Consider the following 18433-nt stretch of genomic DNA (forward strand, 5'->3'; position numbering starts at 1 on the left):
CCCGACCCATTTTCCTACCCGACCCATTTTCTTGGGGGTGGAAAAGACCTGAGAGCCTCGCCATGAGGGTCACCGCCTCTTTCGCAATCCCTGTCCATGCTTTCGCCCGACGTCGCCCCATCGTCCCGACTTCCCGCACCCCGGGCGTCATCGCAATTTAGTGTGACCGCGCCCAACTCATACCCCTGCCCCGTGTTGTGCTGAATGCATCTCATGGAAAGCAGAGCTATGGCACAGAACGGTTCGCACCCAGTCTGGTGGAAAGACGCTGTCATCTATCAGGTCTATCCACGCTCTTTTGCAGATTCGAATGGCGACGGTATCGGCGATCTGCCCGGTATCATCGATCACCTGCCTTATCTTGAAAAACTCGGCGTGGACGCCCTGTGGATCTCGCCCTGTTTTCAGTCGCCGCAGGGCGATGCTGGCTATGACATATCGGACTACCGCAAGATCGACCCTCTTTTCGGCACAGTAGACGATTACGAAACCCTGATACGCGATGCCCATGAGCACGGCCTGCGCATCATCGCCGATATGGTCCCCAACCATACCTCCGATCAGCATGTCTGGTTCAAGGAAGCCATGGCTTCAGAGCCGGGGAGTACCTCGCGCGCGCGCTACATATTCCGCGACGGCAAAGGCGAGCAGGGCAACGAACCTCCCAATAACTGGAAAAGCGTTTTCGGGGGGAGTGCCTGGACGCGCGAGGCCGAGCGTCAGGATGGCAAGTCGCGACAGTGGTATCTGCATCTTTTCGATAGCTGCCAGCCCGACCTGAACTGGGACAATCCTGAAGTCCGGACCGAGTTCGAGTCCGTTCTTCGTTTCTGGCTCGACCGCGGCGTGGACGGCTTTCGTATCGATGTCGCTCACGGCCTGATCAAGGAAAAGGGCCTGCCGCCCTGTACCGAACGCGCCACAATGGTTGGCGAGGATGACGACAAGACGCCGAGCGATGCGCCAATGTGGGATCGCGATGGCGTGCACGAGATCTACCGGAGCTGGCACAGGCTTCTTGCCAGTTATCCCGGCGACCGGATGCTTGTCGCCGAGGCCTGGGTCAAGCCGCTCTCACGACTGGCACGCTATGTTCGCCCCGATGAAATGCAGCAGACCTTCAATTTCGATTATCTCCTCTGCCGCTGGAATGCCGACAAATACCGCAAGATCATTACCGACTCACTGAAGGCCATGCATGAAGTCGGCGCGACCACAGCCTGGGTCATGTCGAACCACGATTCCGTTCGTCACGCCTCACGACTTGGCCTCAAGGATGCTGGGGCCCGCCCTCAGGGCATCGATGCCGCGCACGAGCAGCCCGATGAAGCCCTCGGACTGCGCCGCGCACGCGCCGTGATTTTCATGACGCTGGGTCTACCGGGCTCGGTCACGCTTTATCAAGGTGAAGAGCTTGGACTGCCCGATCATACGACGCTCGATAGGAAATACCGTCAGGACCCTGCGTTTTTCCGCACTGACGGAGAAGAAATCGGCCGTGACGGTTGTCGCATTCCCATGCCCTGGAGCGACAAGGGGCCATCGCTCGGTTTCAACGACACGGGCGAACTCTGGCTGCCTCAGCCCGCGCAGTATAAAAACTACGCTGTCTCGGTAGAGGAAAAAGATCCCGATTCCACGCTCGCGCTTTATCGCGCACTCCTCGCCGCACGCAAAAAACACGGACTTGGTACAGGGGCACTACACTGGGCGGAGCCCCGCGATCATGTGGTTGAGTTTTTGAATAGCGGCATCAGGGTCGTGCTCAATTGTGGCGATAAACCCATCTCGCTACCCGACGGTAAGATTCTGCTCTCTAGCCTCCCCATGGAGGAACCGGGGCAGCTGCCAGCCAATGCGGCGGTGTGGATGACCGAAACGACAGACTGAAACAAGCGCATCATGCGAGAGGCATCGTCTCACAGAAACGAGAAATTAGCGTCCTCTCGCATGCTCTGCGCAAAGTTCGGGCCGGTGATCAGCTGGCGGCTAGCCAGTCCCTGGCAATCGTCAGTTCCTGTTTGAAACGCTGCTCTTCTTCTCGCGCACGTTGCGGATCGGGCAGACGCAGGAGATAGGACGGATGAATGGTCGCAAGGCTCGGGGGGCGACGGTCGCTCCCCTCACGAATGTGCCCCCTTGTGACACCCAGTCGGGTTACACGCCCCTCCAGCGCCTGAAGCGCCGTTGCGCCCAGCGTCACGATCAGACGCGGTTTCACGAGCGCGATTTCCTGCTCCAGCCATGAGGAACAGGCCACGATCTCGGTACGGTCCGGCGTCTGGTGAATGCGTCTGCGGCCCTTGGATACGAATTTGAAGTGCTTGACGGCATTGGTCAGGAACACAGCCTCGCGGTCTATCCCCACTTCTTCAAGTATCCGGTCCAGCACCTGGCCTGCAGGACCGACAAATGGCTTGCCTTGCAGATCTTCCTGATCGCCCGGTTGCTCGCCGATCATCATGAGCGAAGCATTCTGCGGACCGGTTCCAGGCACGACCTGCGTGGCGTAACGGCAAAGCGTACAGCGCTGGCACGTTTTCAGGGCATTGTTCAGCGCAGGCAGGCCCTCGAGCGCATCCTGGGCCTGCCGTGTTTCCTGCGCCCGTCTGGTCCATTCTGCCTGATGGCGCTCATGGAACCCTGGTGCTGACCCATCATTCTGCAAGGCCACCATTGCCGCGACACGCGATTCCGCATTGGCCAGCATCTGGGGAATGAGACGCGTTTCCGGCAGGTTCTTCCAGTATTTCGTGGGCATCTCCGAGCGCATGGCTTTGGTCTTGATGCGCGCAGGATTGAAGATCGACTGATAATAACCGTGCCAGAGCGTCTCGACATCGTCCTGCAGGTCCGGCTTCTCACACGGCGTTCTCGTGCAGCTCAGTTTGCCGCCTTCGAACAGGATCGAGCCGATGGGCGTGAGAATAAGCCAGTCCATATCCGAAAAACGTTCGGCAAAAAACGGCGCGACGCTTTCCAGTATGAAATGATCGGGCTCGAACCATGCGACGAACCGTCTGCGTCCTTCCCGGTCTCCCTCCGCCTCACTGAAACGCAGGAAGGCTTTCATCTTGTGCATGTCGCGCCGTATCTGGTGCTCCATGCGTGTGGCATCGCGTATGTCGGGATCGGTCGCAATCGCCAGCAGCGCCGGTTCGCTCTGCATGCGCCAGAGCAGCCGATAAGCCAGCGCAAAACGTGCGGGATCGCGGTAGCGCAGGATCGTACGCAGCAGGGTCAGTCCCGCCTTCGTGACATGTCCCACAGGAGCTGAAGCCGCCTCGGCAGACGGCCCAGCATTTGGCGCGCCCTCGCTCTCGAATGGAAGAAACAGTTCAGCCTGCTCGGCATCGGACACGACCCAGTCCAGCGCCTCGGGCGGCTCTCCCCCCGCGAGGGCACGCCTGGCCTCGGCGCGCCAGACGTCGAAATCGGCATCCTCAGGGAGGGCGATCCGTCTCATAGCAAGGCAAGCTGCTTGGGTTGCGGCCTGAAAGAAGCAGCCAGATTTTCCCGGTCGATCATGCGCCCGGGCGACCAGTCCGCTGTGACGACAAAGGGTTTGATCTTGCGCAGGGACACGTTGAGACGCTCCACATCTTCAAGCCGGATAACGCGATGACGTCTGGCAGAGAGAAGTGCTCCGACGCTACGCGGCCCGAGACCGGGCACACGCAATAACATTTCCCGGCTCGCCCGGTTCAGGTCGAGGGGGAATTGTGCCCGGTTCTGCAACGCCCAGGCGAGCTTGGGGTCGAGATCGAGATCGAGCATACCGTCCTGACGTTCCGCGACGATCTCTTCGAACGAGAAGCCGTAGAAACGCACCATCCAGTCGGCCTGATAGAGCCTGTGCTCGCGAATAAGCGGAGGCGACTGGGCAGGCAAAGCCAACGAAGAATCCGGAATGGGGCTGAAGGCCGAATAATAGACACGCCGCAGGGCATAGCCCGAGTAAAGGGCTGCACTGCTGCGCAGGATATCGCGATCCGAAGACTGATCGGCACCGATGATCATCTGCGTACTTTGCCCACCGGGCGCGAAACGCGGCGGTCTGCGTCCCGTGAGAGAGCGGTCGCCTGCCTCCTGAATTTTCAGACGCAGATTGCCCATGCTCTGCCGGATATGCCCCGCATCCTTTTCAGGAGCATAGGCAGCAAGCCCCGCATCGGTCGGCATTTCTACATTGATCGACAGACGATCTGCGTAGAGCCCTGCCTCCTCAATCAGATGGGGCGCGGCATCGGGAATGGTCTTGAGGTGAATATAACCATGGAAATGATGGGTCAGGCGCAGCTCACGCGCGACGCGCACCATTTCCTCCATCGTGTAATCCGACGAGCGTATGACCCCAGAAGACAGAAAAAGGCCTTCGATATAATTCCTGCGGTAGAATTCTAGCGTGATCCAGATGATTTCCTCGACCGTAAAGCGCGTCCGCTCGATTTTGGAGGATGAGCGGTTGATGCAGTAGGCACAGTCATAAATGCAGAAATTGGTCATCAGGATCTTGAGCAGCGAGATGCACCGCCCATCTGGCGTATAGGCGTGACAGATCCCGTTCGGAGCTTTTGAGCCCAACCCCTCTTCGCCCGGTTTTTTCTTCGAGCGCGCGCCGCTCGATGCGCAGGACGCATCGTATTTTGCGGCATCGGAGAGAATTTCCAGTCTTGCTGCGAGGGTCTTTTTCATCCTTCCGAGATGGACATTGACCCAGAACAAGTCAAGAACAACAACGCCCGGAAAGCCCGATTTTCAAGGATTTTGCATCGAAATTCGACGCGTTGAACGATGTCGGAAAAGCACCCTGCAAATCAGGGTCCGCTCCCCTGGCTGCAAGGGGCGCCCGGCTGAGCGACACCAAAAAAAACAGCCGTCTTTTGAGCCCCCCGATCGGCATGCATGGAAGCGCCCTCTCCTTCCGTTATTCGGGGAGCACTTTCAGTAGTTCCTGCACGGCATTCTTGATGGAATAAGGCTTGCGCAGCACCGGCACATCCTTGAATTCACGCGGAATCATCGTGCGGTCGGCATAGCCCGTGGCGAAAATGAACGGGATCTGCTTCTTTCGCAGCAGGGTCGCCACATCGTGCGAGCTTTCCTTGCCCAGATTGAAATCCAGCAGAGCCACATCGGGTGTGCGCTCCTTGATCGCCTGAATCGCCTCATAGACCGATGAGACAGTGCGTATATGACGCACACCGTAGGCGCTCAGAGCCTGTTCCGCCTCCATCGCAATCAGAAGCTGATCCTCCACCAGAAGAACATGCGCAGCATGCAGACGATCAGTCTGGGCGGACGTCGCAACGGGCTCTTCTTCTGCCTCCACGACAGCGACCGTTTCCGAGACCTGAACGGCGTGTCGCACAGGGAAGCTCAACTGTATGAAGAGCCCCTCCGGACGGAATTCGCGTACTGACGTTCCCCCGAGTTCATGCGGTATGGCCCGTTCGAGCAGGATAGAGCCGAAACCGCTCCCCTTGGGTACGCTGACTGCAGGGCCGCCGGACTCGGTCCATTCAAGAACCCAGTTTTCCTGACTGTCATCGAGATACCACCGTATTTGAAGCCTGCCGCCGGGAACGGACAAGGCCCCGTATTTGGCGGCATTGGTTGCCAGCTCATGCAATGTAAGCGCTGCAACGGAAAGTGCCGGACCGGAAAGCCAGAGATTGTCACCCTCGAGCGATACGGCAGAGGGTTGATGGCGATAGGGTTCGAGTTCGGCTTCAAGAAGCGTACGGAGCAGACCGCCGCCATCGGTACGCGCCACCTGATCATGGGCACTCGCCAGCGCCTTGATGCGGCCACGCAATATCTCGACGTAATCCTCGATCGTCCTGTCCTTGGCCACTGGACGGCCAATCAGGGACTGAACGACAGCGAGAATGTTCTTTACGCGATGATTGAGCTCCTCATTCAGCATACGCTGGCGGAGATCCGCATCCGCGCGCTCAGAAAGCTGCTGCTGGTGATAGACGCCCATTACCTCGATCAAGGCAGAGCGCAGCTGGGCCGCTGCCTCGATATCGAAGCTCGACCATGGCAGGCAACGTTCGTGAACCTGCTCTTTCCAGATCGCGAAACTCTGCCTTGGCGTCAGACGAGGACCAAGGGGGCCATGCTCATAGGTCTTGTTGGGATCGCCACCCCAGTTGATGGTCTGGACGATTTCGCGCCGGAACAGAAAGACGTAATTCTCGGGCTGCGGCGAAATCGGGATGATAAGCACGCCGGCAACATGGGCCGTATGGTCTGCAATCCAGGGATGATCCTTGACCAGATGATCCGATTGCCAGATCTGGGTGCCGGCCTTGCTCCGCGCAAGCTCCACAAACCGGTCCTGCAGGTCACGCGGCGCTGAAATACCATGCGCGGTCCATTCATTGTCGATCCAGATAGCAATGCCATCGGACTGGATCAGCGGTGCGAGACGACTGATCTGACTGCGCAGATAAGCAGGCATATCCGAAACCGAAGCGGCATTACGCAGTACGCTCTCGATCAGCCCATGGGTCCGCTCTGCAACCTGCAGACGCGTGGTCTTGAGAATGACGATGATCTGAAGCGCAAAGAACTCCGAAAACATCTGAACGACGGCGCGCTCTGCGATCGGCAGAATGCGCGGCGCATAGTGATGACAGGCAATCATGCCCCAGAGGGCGCCATCGATCACGATCGAGATCGACATCGAGGCGCGCACGCCCATATTGGTCAGATATTCGCAATGGATGGGCGAAACGCTGCGCAACTGCCCGAGCGACATGTCGAGCGGCCCCAGCCCTTCTCCCTCGATCATGGGGACGGGCGTGTATTTGACATCGCCGATCATGCGGATCGGGGAGCGGCGATAGAGTTCCCGCGCTTGTGCCGGGATATCCGCGCTCGGGAAATGCTGCCCCAAAAAGCTTTCCAGCGACAGGGCCCGTGCCTCGGAAACGACCTTGCCCGACCAGTCATCGGCAAAGCGATAGACCATCACACGATCGTATTCGAGCAGACCGCGCAAAAGCATGGTCACGACATCGAACAGACGCGTGATATCGGTCGTCTTGCGAACGCGGTCCATCATGCCATGAAGCTGAGTCAGGAATTTCGTCGCGCGCGTTGACGATGTCGCGGGCTCGCATTCGAGAATGACCTCGCCATTGACGATATGAACCGCAAGATCGAAGTTCAGATCGGGACCAAGCGACTGATTGAGCAAAAAGACGGGGCGCCTTTGAGTCACGCTTAGCGTCAGACCGTTGCGTATATCGTGAACGATATCGGCACCGAACATCGCAATCAGGTCGGTCCCGATCCCAAGCGTTTCCTGACGCAGCATCTCAGGCGCATTGGCAGAGTGACGCAAAACCACGAAATCGCTGATCGTACAGGTAATCAGGCAGCCATGAGGCTGTATGCTGCCGGGAATATGGATGGGCTCGCGATCGCAACTCGTCAGATCGACCTGACCAAACTCAGCCATGTAGTTCTTCCTTGGCACGATCGGCCATCTTCACGGCACTGCGTGCATGCCGGAACAAAGCAGAGGCGGCAGAGCCTGCCTCGTCTTCGTCAAATACAGGGGCCTTTTCGAGCAAGGCAAGGAAAGCGCGCCAGTTCTCGGGGGCGCCAGTCTGAACCGCCAGATGACCTGCACCATTGCGGCTGTCGAAACCGAGTGTCCCCGCCCTGCGTGCGATCAGCCTGGCCCCAAGAGCGGAGCCCTCTATCGTATAAAGCATGCCAAGCAATGCGGATTCACCGTTCGGCGGCGCGATTGCGGGCATATCCGGCACCACCACGCCAAGAACGCGCACATCCTCCTGCAGGGCAGACACTGTGGAAACCGGTCTCCAGCCATCGAACCAGTCGGGATACGCAACGGCACGCAATGCTTGTTCAGCCGCAATACGAAAAGCCGCGATACCGCGCACATAGCGCAGATAATCGCCGCATGTTTCAAGATCGCCTATAAGCGCATCGAGCTGTTCATGCGCATCATGGACATGCCTGCGTAGCACCGCGCGACGGGTGGTCGCTTCGTTCAGCATGGGTACTGGAGCAAGGTCAGCCGACCGGACATAAGATTACAGCCTTGTTCCACCCACATGAAAGACGCTTCATTTAGATCCTTCTGTAGCGGAATGTAAACTCGTAGTTTTTGGCCGGGATAGTGAAATCGTTTTTATCGAATAGTTTAAAGTATACGGTAAATTACCATGATAATACGTAAATAATATTGAAAAATAGTGCTGAAGCGAATAATCAAACCGGACCGATTGCGTCGGGTAATCCAGTCCAGTCGCTCAATATAGTGGCACAGTCTGAGCGCGTTGCCATCTGCCCTCCTGCCACATAATCCCGCCTGCCGACAAAACACCCCGTCAGGATATCTCTATTTGACGGAGAAGGTCGCGAACGACCTTCTCCGTCCACTCGATACTGTCTGCATGTTCCTATTTTGTCTCTAGCGGCGAAGGGCCGAGTTCGCGCAGCAGATCGGCCATCCTGGCATAGGCCTTGTTGCGATAGGCCACGAGGGCTTCCGCCTGCCCGGGCGTATAGGATCCATAATAGCCTGCGCCGTTTTTCACGCCATGTTTTCCCTCCGCTACGAGCCGTTTGACCGTATCGGGGCAGGACATGCGCTCACCGAACGCATTCTCTGCCGTGACGAAACCATTCACATAGACTTCAAGTCCCGCCATATCCGCGATGGCAAAGGGTCCGAAAAACGGCAGCCGAAAGCCGAAAGTCGATCTCACGATCGTATCGACATCCTGTGGGGTCGCGATCCCCTCTTCGACGATCGTATTGGCTTCCTTGAACAGGGCATATTGCAGACGGTTCAGAACGAATGTCGGTCGGTCCGCAACCTCGGCCGATTGCCGGTTCACACGACCGAGCATCTCCTTGACCGTCGCAACGACCTGTTTTGTGGTTTCGACACCTGAAACCAGTTCGACACCCGGAATGAACGGGGCCGGATTGCTGAAATGCACGGTCAGAAACCGCTCTCGTCCGGTGACAAAGGGCGCCAGCACATGAACGGGAATGGTCGAGGTGTTCGTGCCGATAATGGCATCGGGGCGGGCGGCGGCGCTGATACGCCCGAGAACGTCTTTCTTGACGTCCTCACGCTCGAAAACGGCTTCCTCGATGAAATCGGCATCACGCACAGCCTCCTCGATCGACGGGGCTGTACTGAGATTGGTCATGATCCGGTCATAGCTGCCTGCCGGCACCAGACCCTGATCCTCGAAAGCGCGCGCCTCACCCAGCAAACGCTCCAGCGCCTTGCGTGTCGCTTCGGGTGAGATATCGGCCAGAACGACCTTCATGCCCGCAGCGGCCATGCTCTGGGCAATTCCGCCACCCATATATCCGGCACCAATCACGGCTGCGCTTCTGATGGTCTGGACTGCCATGATACTTCTCCTCACGATCATTTTCATAGACGCTGAAGACGGGATGCCCCAGCGATGACGTGGGAGAAGAAATATTCACCCTCAAAGGGGAGCGTCCAATACTCGTATCGGCGCAATCCATAATCATTTGACTATGAAATTACCCATGGCGCATTCCCATCTCGGCCCATTCTGGTTCATCGCCTCACGCCTGAAACTGCGCCATCTTCAGCTTCTGGCTGCATTCTCGCGTCACACAACGCTTCACGCCGCGGCAGAAAGCCTCGGCATGGCCCAGCCTGCAGCCTCCAAGCTCATCGGCGATCTCGAGGAGTTGATGAAGATACGGCTCTTCAGACTGGAAGGCCGACGCATGATCCCGACTTTTGCAGGCGAGGTGCTGACACGCCACGCCCTTGTCATGCTTGACGAACTCGAGCGCACCCGCGTCGAACTCAATGCACTGGTCGACGGGCGTATAGGCCATGTGGCCATCGGCGCGATCGACGGTCCCGTTATCCAGTCTCTGGTCGATATGCTGCGCATTGCGCAGGACGAATATCCGGAAATCGAGCTTGAGATACGCAGTGGCCCAAGCGACACGCTTTTTCAGATGCTGACAGATGGCCAGATCGATATCATGCTCGGTCGTCGCCCTGTGGCCCCCTCACCCCATATCGTCAGCTATGAGGAAGTCGCGGCCGAACATCTGGTCGTCGCAGCCTCACCCGATCATCCTCTGGCGCAATCCGGCCCGCACACGCTCGAAGCATTGGCCACCTATCCATGGATCCTGCAGCGTCGCGGCAGTCGCTCGCGCCAGCGTCTTGAAGAGCTGTTCCAGGAGCGCGACCTGACCCTGCCTGCGCGCCTCGTCTCATCCGATTCATGGATGATGACCCTGTCCTACATCACACGCACGCACGCGCTGACACTTCTGTCTGCTCCCGCTGCGGCGCTCCAGGCCGATATCGGCCAGATTGCGATACTGCCTATCGATTTTGCGATCGACGTTGCCCCATGGGGAATCATCATCGCCAGGGAACGCGCCGCGACGCCCGCTGCACAGACCGTGCTTTCGCTGATCAGGGAGTGCCTTCATGCTCAATCCTGACTGGCAGCACATGAAGGGGCCCGGCTATTTCGAAGAGCGCGGTCTTTTCTGATGGCGCATTCTCTGCTCAACCGGCTCAAGCTGCGTCATCTGCGTCTCATTCTGGAGCTGGAGGCGACAAATAATCTGCATCGTGCGGCAGAGCGCATGAATCTCTCCCAGCCCTCCGTATCGAAGCTGCTGCAGGAGGTCGAACATGCCCTGAATGCCCGGCTGTTCGAACGCTCCTCGCAAGGCGTGTTCCCGACCCCCAGCGGCGTTCTGGCCGCACGCCATGCCCGGCTGATGCTTAACGATATCGACCGCCTGCAACTCGACATGAACGCAATGCAGGAGGGGACATTCGGGACGGTACGCATCGGCTCCATCGTCGCAGCCCTTCCGCAGCTCGTTTCTCCCGTACTCGCACGCATTGCCGAAACCGAACCGGGTATCGGCCTTTCTCTGACCATCGATACGAGCGATACGCTTTTGCTGGGTATGGAATCCGGCCGGCTCGATTTCGTGATCGGCCGGGCGCGCGGTCTGCTCGGCCCCACCGCACTGGATTGCCGCGATCTGGGGCAGGAGCCTCTTTGCGTCGTGACGAGCTGCCATAACCCTCTTTCCGATCCGGGCACGCTTACCCTGCACGATGTCGCGAGTGAAAAATGGATTCTCCAGACAGCGCCCAGCCCGATGAGACGTGCCGTGGAGGCGGCTTTCACCATCGCCCTGCTGCCCCTGCCCGCGCATCCTATCGAGGCCTCCTCGATGTTTGCGACGATCGATCTTCTTATCCATTCGCGCTTGCTGGCTGTGATCCCGTGCAGTGTGAGCCAGCATTACGAAACTGCGGGCATGATCCGGCGGCTTTCGGTGCCGGTGCCGGATTTCCTGGGTGCCTATTCGCTGATCAGTCTTCCCGATCGCCCCCTTACACCTGCGGCACAGCTTGTGTTCAGCGCGCTCGAACAGCAGGCGATTGTAAATCCTGATCGCCCGGTTCAATCTTGCATCTAGCCGAGCATTAACTTTCGGATAGGTTCCGTTCATCTGATTTTCGGATTTTCCGATGGGAAGGATGAACGCGATGCATATCCTCATACTCGGCGCAGCAGGCATGATCGGGCGAAAATTTGCCGAGAGTCTGGTGAAAACACCGCTCTCCGGCGGACAGGCTCCCACCCGCCTGACGCTGGCAGATGTCGTCGCACCGGCCGTACCCACAGGGTTTGACGGTCCCTGCGAAACCATGACCTGCGACCTTACCCAGCCGGGCGCGGCAGACCGTCTGCTCAGCGGACGACCGGATATCATCTTCCATCTGGCAGCCATCGTATCGGGCGAGGCAGAAGCCGATTTCGACAAGGGTTATAGCGTCAACCTCGACGGGACACGCTCGCTGTTCGAGGCTATCCGTCATCATGGCGCCCGAGAAAACTGGAAGCCGCGCATGGTCTTTGCCTCATCCAATGCCGTGTTCGGCGGAGATTTTCCCGAGGTCATTCCCGACGATTACATCCTGACCCCGCAAACCAGCTATGGCACGCAAAAAGCCATATGCGAGCTTCTACTGGCCGATTATCGCCGTCGCGGCATTTTCGACGGCATCGGCCTGCGCCTGCCAACCATATGCGTCAGACCCGGCAAACCGAACCGCGCCGCGTCGGGCTTCTTCTCAGGCATCATACGTGAGCCGCTCGTCGGGCTGGAAGCCGTCCTCCCGGTGCCGGATACGACACGCCACTGGATGACCAGCCCACGCTCTGCCGTCCAGTTCCTTCGCCATGCCGCAACGCTCGATCTCGACCAGCTCGGCGAGCGACCCAACCTGTCCATGCCTGCCCTCTCGCTCACGGTGGGAGAACAGATCGCCGCTCTGCGAAGGGTCGCTGGCGACAGGGCCGTCGCGCTCATACGGCGTGAGCCCGATGAGGCAATCGCCCGCATCGTTGCAGGCTGGGCGCGCGCGTTCGACCCGCAGCGGGCCCTCGCACTCGGTTTCACCACCGAACAGAGCTTCGATGCGATCATCCAGGCGCATATCGAAGACGAACTCGGCGGCCGTATCGCCTGATCTACCAAGCCCGATCACCTCAATGCTCCGGACGACAGGGACCGGGGCAGGCGTGAGGAGCATAAGCATCATGACCCCGGCCACCCCACATTCCGATCGCTACGATCAGAAAAAGCACCAGTCGACAACAGACGCTCTGAGGGCCAGCGCGACAGGCAAGGCGTTTGCCAAGCTGCTGCCCTTTCTGATCCTCATGTATATCGTGGCTTTTCTGGATCGCTCGAATATCGGCTCGGCCAAACAGGCTCTGCATACCGATATGGGCGTATCCGACACCATGTTTGCGTTCGGCGCTGGCGTGTTTTTTATCGGCTACGCGCTGTTCGAAATACCGAGCAACCTCATTCTTTACCGCGTCGGGGCGAGGAAGTGGATGGCGCGTATCATGGTCAGCTGGGGCCTTGTCTCCGCAGCCATGATGTTCACCCAGGGCAATGTGTCCTTCGTCCTGCTTCGCACTCTGCTCGGCATTGCAGAGGCCGGGTTCTTTCCCGGGATCATGCTCTACCTGACCTTCTGGTTTCCGGAAAAGGAGCGTACCCGCGTGCTGGGCGTGTTCTATTTCGGCTATCCGCTTGCCATGACCTTCGGCAACCCGCTCTCGGGTGCGCTGTTCAATCTCGACGGCATATTCGGACTCGCCGGATGGCAGTGGATGTTCCTGCTCGAAGGCGGTCTCGCCGTTGCCATGGGGATCGCGACCTGGTTCGTTCTGCCTGACAGACCCCAGGATGTGGGCTGGCTGACGGATGATGAAAAATCCACGCTTTCCTCCATTCTGGCCCGAGAAGCCGAGGCCAAGGAGGGCGCTGGCCATCATGGCGCCAGGCTGGGAGCATTGCTGCACTCTTCAAAGCTTCTGCAGTTCCTTGCCCTTTATATGGTGATGCAGATCGCAAGTTACGGCGTGGTCTTCTATCTGCCCGAACAGGTCTCGACCATCCTGCACGAAAAAATCGGCTTTCGCGTCGGGCTAGTAAGCGGCATCCCCTGGGCGTTCGCCATCCTCTCTACCTACGTCATCACACGTCTCGTGCAGAAACATGACGCCCCCCGTCTGGGACTGCTCGTCTGCCTGTCCGCTGCGGCAATCGGGCTGGTGATTTCCAGTGCGCATTCCGGGGTGATCGCCGTGTCCGGTCTGTGCATTGCCGCTGCCGGTGTCGTGACTGTTCAGGCCGTCTTCTGGAATTTCCCGCTGGCGCATTTCACGGGGGTTCAGGCTGCAGGCGCGATTGCGCTCATCAACGCGCTCGGCAATCTCGGTGGCTTCGCCGCGCCCAATATACGCAGCATGGCATCCCATCTCTGGGAAACGCCGGTTGCGGGGCTTTACGCAGTCGCCCTCTCGGGCCTCGTTGGGCTCGCAATTGCAGCATTCCTGCCGAGGACGAACCATCAAAGCCACCGGCCTGCGCACTGATCCCCTTCCTGTTCCCTCGAGGCGCACTGCTTCGTGACGTCGAGCGGCGGCGCGCCCCGGGAGATCTTCCCTCAAAAGGAGATATTCATGTCCACACGGTACGACCGCACCAACTGGCCCATTGCCGCCGCAATGATCCAGTACGCCAATATCCTTCCCGACGGATCGAGCGTACAGGATCAGACTCCCGAACAATGGGCCGCCACCCTGGCAGAGGTAACCGATGCCGGATTTACGGAAATCGACCCGACCGATTCATGGATCAGGCTTGCCGATCTGCCTGAGGCCCGCCTGAAGATCTTTGCCGATCTGGTGAAAGAGGCAGGGCTTACCATGCCTGGCCTGTCAACCGCACGCCGGTCCGTCATCGACCCCGAACAGGGCGAAGAAAATCTCGCCTATAGTCATCGCGTGATCGATACGGCTGCACGTCTTGGTATCGGGGAAGTGTCGTTCGGCCTGTTCTATCCCCTGACACCGCCGCAAAAGGCTGCCCTGTGGTTCTGGACTGCACAGGGAACGGTCAATCCTGACGATCCAGCGACATGGAAACAGGCCGTTGACCGCATACGGGAGCTGGCCCGCCATGCGCAGGAGGTGGGCGTCGGCCTGTCTCTGGAAATGTATGAAGACACCTATCTCGGTACGGCCGACAGCGCGGTGCGCTTCGTGCAGGATGTGGATTGCACCAATGTCGGCATCAATGCCGATCTGGGCAACCTTGTACGGCTGCATCGTCCGGTCGAGCACTGGGCATCCATGATGCAGAAGGTCGCACCTTTTGCGCGTTACTGGCACGTCAAGAACTACTACCGCACTGAAGATGCGACCACCGGCATGGTCGTGACAGCTCCTGCACCGCTTGAATTCGGCGTCATCAGCTATCGGGCTGCCATCAAGATGGCTCTGGCCCACGGGTTCAAAAGCGCCTTTCTGGTCGAGCATTACGGCGGTGACGGACTGAGTGTAAGCGCAACCAACCGCAACTATCTGCGCCGTATTCTCCCGAAAAAAGCCTGAGTACCGCCCCCTGCACGGCTCGTTGAGCTGTGCAGGCCATGGCTCCTGTTTTGCCACCGGACCGGAGACGGATCATGCCCCGACTACGCTGGTTGATGATCATCCTTTGTTTTGCCGCAACGACGATCAATTATATCGACAGGGCAACAATCGCGATCGCCGCACCTTTCATGGCGCGCGAACTGCATATCGATCCCACCGTACTGGGTGTGATCCTTGGTGGCTTTTTCTGGACCTATGCTTTCATGCAGCTTCCTTTCGGCATGATCGTCGATAAGGTCGGCGTACGCTCTGCCTATGCTTTTGCCGTGACATGGTGGTCTGTCTGCACCGCTTTGACGGCACTGGTCCGGGGACCGTTCAGTATTCTGGGGCTCCGTCTTGCGCTGGGCATCAGTGAAGCCGGTAGCTATCCCGCCAATGCGAAAGTCGCCTCTCTCTGGTTTCCAAAGTCGGAACGCGGGCTTGCCGCAGGTATCTTCGATAGCGGCTCGCGCGCTGGCTCTGCCCTGTCCATGCCTATCGTCGCGCTACTGATAGCGTGGCTGGGCTGGCGCCTTGCCTTCGTAGCAGCGGGGGCGCTTGGTCTCGTGTGGGTGGCTGTATGGTTTGCGCTTTATCATGATCCCGATCGTCACCCTCGCATGTCGTCCAGCGCCTTGCAAACTCTCAGGGATGCTCAGCCGGCTCAGCAGAAAGGCGGTTCAGGAAGCTGGCGCAGATTACTGCGTCACCGCACCGTATGGGGAATGATGCTCGGCTTCTTCTGCGCCAATTTCGTGTTCTATTTTTTCGCCACCTGGTTTCCGAGCTATCTCGTGAGCGCGCACGGCTTTTCTCTCAAGGATCTCGGTCTGATTGGCATGATCCCGGGAGTGGTTGCCATTCCGGCAGCATGGCTCGGGGGATGGACATCCGATCGTCTGTATCGCGCCGGATGGAGCCTTACGGCATCGCGCAAAACCTGCCTTGTGGGTGGTCTCGTCCTGTCTTCGGTTATCGCTCTGACTGCCTTTGTCACCCAGACCTGGCTATGTATCGCCCTGCTCTCGGTTTCATTCGGAGGGATTGCTTTTACCGGGGCAAATATCTGGTCCCTGCCCGCCGATCTCGCGCCCAGTCCCGATCTCGTCGCTACACTGGGTGGCATGCAGAACAGCGCGGCCAATATCGCAGGCATTATTATCGCAAGCTTCACCGGCCTCATGGTGAGTCTTACTCACGGATCGTTCCTCATTCCTCTTTGCACGACCGGTGCTTTCGGATTGCTTGGAGCTCTGTCCTATCTCTTTATCGTAGGGCCAATTGCGCCCCTCCCCATGACCGACAGCAAACAGGCCCCGACCGCTCTGTCTACGTCGTCGAGGATGCAGGAAACATGCTGAATTTTTTCGATCGCTCGCATCGCCAGATCCTCAATCTGAACGATTTTGACCCTGTCGCTCGCAGCTTTCTGCCGCGCGCCATTTATGGCTATGTCGCTGGCGGCGCGGATGATGGTGCGACGGTGCAGCATAATCTGGAAGCTCTATCCCGTCTTAAAATGATCCCGCGGGTGCTTCGCGATGTGTCGACATGCTCACAGCAGATAACCCTTTTCGGGCGACGCTATAACAGCCCGTTCATGATCGCCCCCATGGGAGCCTCTGCCGTGGTCGGCCGCGATGCAGACAATGCCATGGCGCGAGCCGCGAAAAACGCCGGTATTCCTTATGCCTTGAGTGCCAATGCCATTACACCGATGGAGGAGATCGGGCGCTCATATCCAGGTTGCTGGTTCGCCGGTTATCAGAAGCCGGATACGGAAAACATCGATGCGATGCTCGGACGCGTAGAAGGGGCTGGATTCTCCGCCTACATGCTGACTGCCGATGTCGCCGTCGGGTCAAACCGTGAAAACAACAATCGCAACGGCTATACGATGCCATTCCGTCCGACTGCACGGCTCGTCGCGGATATGGCGTGTCATCCTTCATGGCTTCTGAAAGTCGGTTTGGGAACATACAGACAGCGGGGAATACCCAGAATAAGCAATATCGATCCGCAAGCGAGGCCTTCGATCTTCTCGCGTGAGATCAATGCTGTAACCGGCTATCCCTCATTCAGCTGGAAACATGCCGAGTTCATACGCAGCCGCTGGAAAGGTGCCTTTATTATCAAAGGCGTGCTTAGCGCCGACGACGCACGTATCGCAAAAGAACTCGGCGCGGATGGAATAGTGGTCTCGAACCATGGTGGACGCCAACTCGATTGCGCCGTGTCGCCCGTCGAGGTTCTTTCAGAAATCAGAAATGCCAGCGGGACCATGACAGTACTGGTCGATAGCGGCTTCAGACGTGGTACGGATATCGTCAAGGCCCTCGCTCTCGGCGCAGACGCGGTCATGATCGGAAGGCCTTTCCTTTATGCCGCTGCTCTAGGCGGAGAGGCTTATATCCGTCACGCAATCGGACTGCTGCAACGTGAAATCCATACCGATATGTGCCTGATGGGCGCCACAGATTGCGACGCTCTACGTGAAGAAAGGGTCGTGGGTCTCTGAATGGAATGCCGCATGCCTCTGTTGGTGACAGTGCAGTGTTGAGAGATAAAAGCGAACAATTGCTCGAGCGGCTTGCGAGGCCCGATGAAGTCACGAGAGCATGTTCGCTTCTATCTGTGTCGGCCTTGTGCGAAGGAAAAACAGCACGCCCCGGTGGAGAATTAGTCTTGGCGTCATTTCAATTTCGGATTGGACGATCAAGCTCTTGGGCGGCTTCAGAGCAACGCGGACGGAATGAAAGTAGGCGAGTATCAGCCCCTTCCCGCCAACTATCCTCATCCGCGGAAGACAATCTGCCCCTCGATATGTCAGGGATTTACTTTAGGCGAAAGCAAAGCCAGCCCAATCAAGGCATGTTCTGAAAATATAACCCCAGATGCGCGACGGCGGCTTCTAGAACTGGAGGCGCACTTTCCCGGCGTTGTTGACTGTCTGGGTCATTCTGTTTTTTGGGGTTTCAGGCGCAAAAAAGCCCGCTTGTTTGAGCGGGCTTGTGTTTGGTTGCGGGGGCAGGATTTGAACCTGCGGCCTTCAGGTTATGAGCCTGACGAGCTACCGGGCTGCTCCACCCCGCGAGGGTGGGGTGTTTTGTGGGGTGGATCAGGGGACCTGGCGGCGACCGACTTTTCCGCATCTTGAGATGCAGTATCATAGGCGCTGGGGCGTTTCACGGCCGAGTTCGGGATGGGATCGGGTGGAAGTCTCCCGCCATAGCCACCAGGTCTTCTGATCCACCCGACAACTGTGTGTCGGTGTGGAGGTTGGTGTTTTGCATGATGAGTGTGTTTTGCGTGGATGATTGCTATGCATGTGTATGCTCTCTTGTGAGAGCGTTGTGTGAGCGATATGGGCGATTAGGACCGGTTAGCTTCACGTG

At 58.3% G+C, this 18433-nt stretch carries 13 protein-coding genes, 1 tRNA gene and 1 rRNA gene; 8 read left to right on the plus strand and 7 right to left on the minus strand.

The features are described from left to right. The first annotated feature begins 228 nt into the window (after positions 1-228). Positions 229-1890 carry a glycoside hydrolase family 13 protein gene (locus NF685_RS06755; protein ID WP_252849055.1) on the plus strand — a complete coding sequence of 554 codons (1662 nt, stop codon included), beginning with the start codon at positions 229-231 and terminating at the stop codon, positions 1888-1890. A gap of 88 nt (positions 1891-1978) precedes the next feature. Here NF685_RS06755 and NF685_RS06760 read toward each other — a convergent pair whose 3' ends face one another. The 5 genes from NF685_RS06760 to NF685_RS06780 all read right to left on the minus strand — a co-directional run bounded on the left by NF685_RS06760 (position 1979) and on the right by NF685_RS06780 (position 9419). After that, positions 1979-3466, minus strand: coding sequence for a UdgX family uracil-DNA binding protein (locus NF685_RS06760; protein WP_252849056.1), 1488 nt, complete (start codon positions 3464-3466; stop codon positions 1979-1981). Next, positions 3463-4695: a putative DNA modification/repair radical SAM protein gene (locus NF685_RS06765; protein WP_222547033.1), complete on the minus strand. Its 1233-nt coding sequence runs from the start codon at positions 4693-4695 to the stop codon at positions 3463-3465. The genes NF685_RS06760 and NF685_RS06765 overlap by 4 nt, the downstream gene beginning before the upstream one ends. Positions 4696-4927: 232 nt before the next feature. Next, positions 4928-7474 (minus strand): HWE histidine kinase domain-containing protein, encoded by a 2547-nt coding sequence (locus tag NF685_RS06770; RefSeq protein WP_252849057.1) that lies wholly within the window; start codon positions 7472-7474, stop codon positions 4928-4930. Next, entirely contained in the window at positions 7467-8042 is a 576-nt protein-coding gene (locus NF685_RS06775; RefSeq protein ID WP_252849058.1) for a biliverdin-producing heme oxygenase, read from the minus strand. Before NF685_RS06775 ends, NF685_RS06770 begins: the two co-directional genes overlap by 8 nt. Positions 8043-8447: 405 nt before the next feature. Further along, entirely contained in the window at positions 8448-9419 is a 972-nt protein-coding gene (locus NF685_RS06780) for a 3-hydroxyacyl-CoA dehydrogenase family protein (RefSeq protein WP_222547030.1), read from the minus strand. Positions 9420-9564: 145 nt separating this feature from the next. Here NF685_RS06780 and NF685_RS06785 point away from each other — a divergent pair, with 145 nt between their 5' ends. The 7 genes from NF685_RS06785 (at position 9565) to NF685_RS06815 (ending at position 17556) form a co-directional block, all read left to right on the plus strand. Beyond that, positions 9565-10512, plus strand: coding sequence for a LysR family transcriptional regulator (locus NF685_RS06785; RefSeq protein ID WP_252849059.1), 948 nt, complete (start codon positions 9565-9567; stop codon positions 10510-10512). Positions 10513-10563: 51 nt separating this feature from the next. Continuing rightward, positions 10564-11514, plus strand: a complete 951-nt coding sequence (locus NF685_RS06790) for a LysR family transcriptional regulator (RefSeq protein ID WP_252849060.1) — start codon at positions 10564-10566, stop codon at positions 11512-11514. A gap of 70 nt (positions 11515-11584) precedes the next feature. Further along, positions 11585-12571, plus strand: coding sequence for a D-erythronate dehydrogenase (gene denD / locus NF685_RS06795; protein WP_252849061.1), 987 nt, complete (start codon positions 11585-11587; stop codon positions 12569-12571). A gap of 70 nt (positions 12572-12641) precedes the next feature. Next, complete coding sequence (locus NF685_RS06800) at positions 12642-13994, plus strand: MFS transporter (protein WP_252849062.1); 1353 nt, start codon at positions 12642-12644, stop codon at positions 13992-13994. Between the two features lie 87 nt (positions 13995-14081). Beyond that, a complete protein-coding gene (locus NF685_RS06805) occupies positions 14082-15014 on the plus strand; it encodes a sugar phosphate isomerase/epimerase family protein (protein ID WP_252849063.1) in 933 nt (310 codons plus the stop codon). Between the two features lie 74 nt (positions 15015-15088). Beyond that, positions 15089-16399: an MFS transporter gene (locus tag NF685_RS06810; protein ID WP_252849064.1), complete on the plus strand. Its 1311-nt coding sequence runs from the start codon at positions 15089-15091 to the stop codon at positions 16397-16399. Beyond that, a complete protein-coding gene (locus NF685_RS06815; protein ID WP_252849065.1) occupies positions 16393-17556 on the plus strand; it encodes an alpha-hydroxy acid oxidase in 1164 nt (387 codons plus the stop codon). Before NF685_RS06810 ends, NF685_RS06815 begins: the two co-directional genes overlap by 7 nt. 498 nt (positions 17557-18054) lie before the next feature. Here NF685_RS06815 and NF685_RS06820 read toward each other — a convergent pair. Further along, positions 18055-18131 (minus strand) — tRNA-Met (locus tag NF685_RS06820). A gap of 32 nt (positions 18132-18163) precedes the next feature. Then, positions 18164-18278: ribosomal RNA gene (gene rrf / locus NF685_RS06825) — 5S ribosomal RNA — on the minus strand. Positions 18279-18433: the final 155 nt, after the last annotated feature.

The organism is Asaia lannensis NBRC 102526 (genome assembly GCF_024054035.1).
GTDB classification, from domain to species: Bacteria; Pseudomonadota; Alphaproteobacteria; order Acetobacterales; family Acetobacteraceae; genus Asaia; species Asaia lannensis.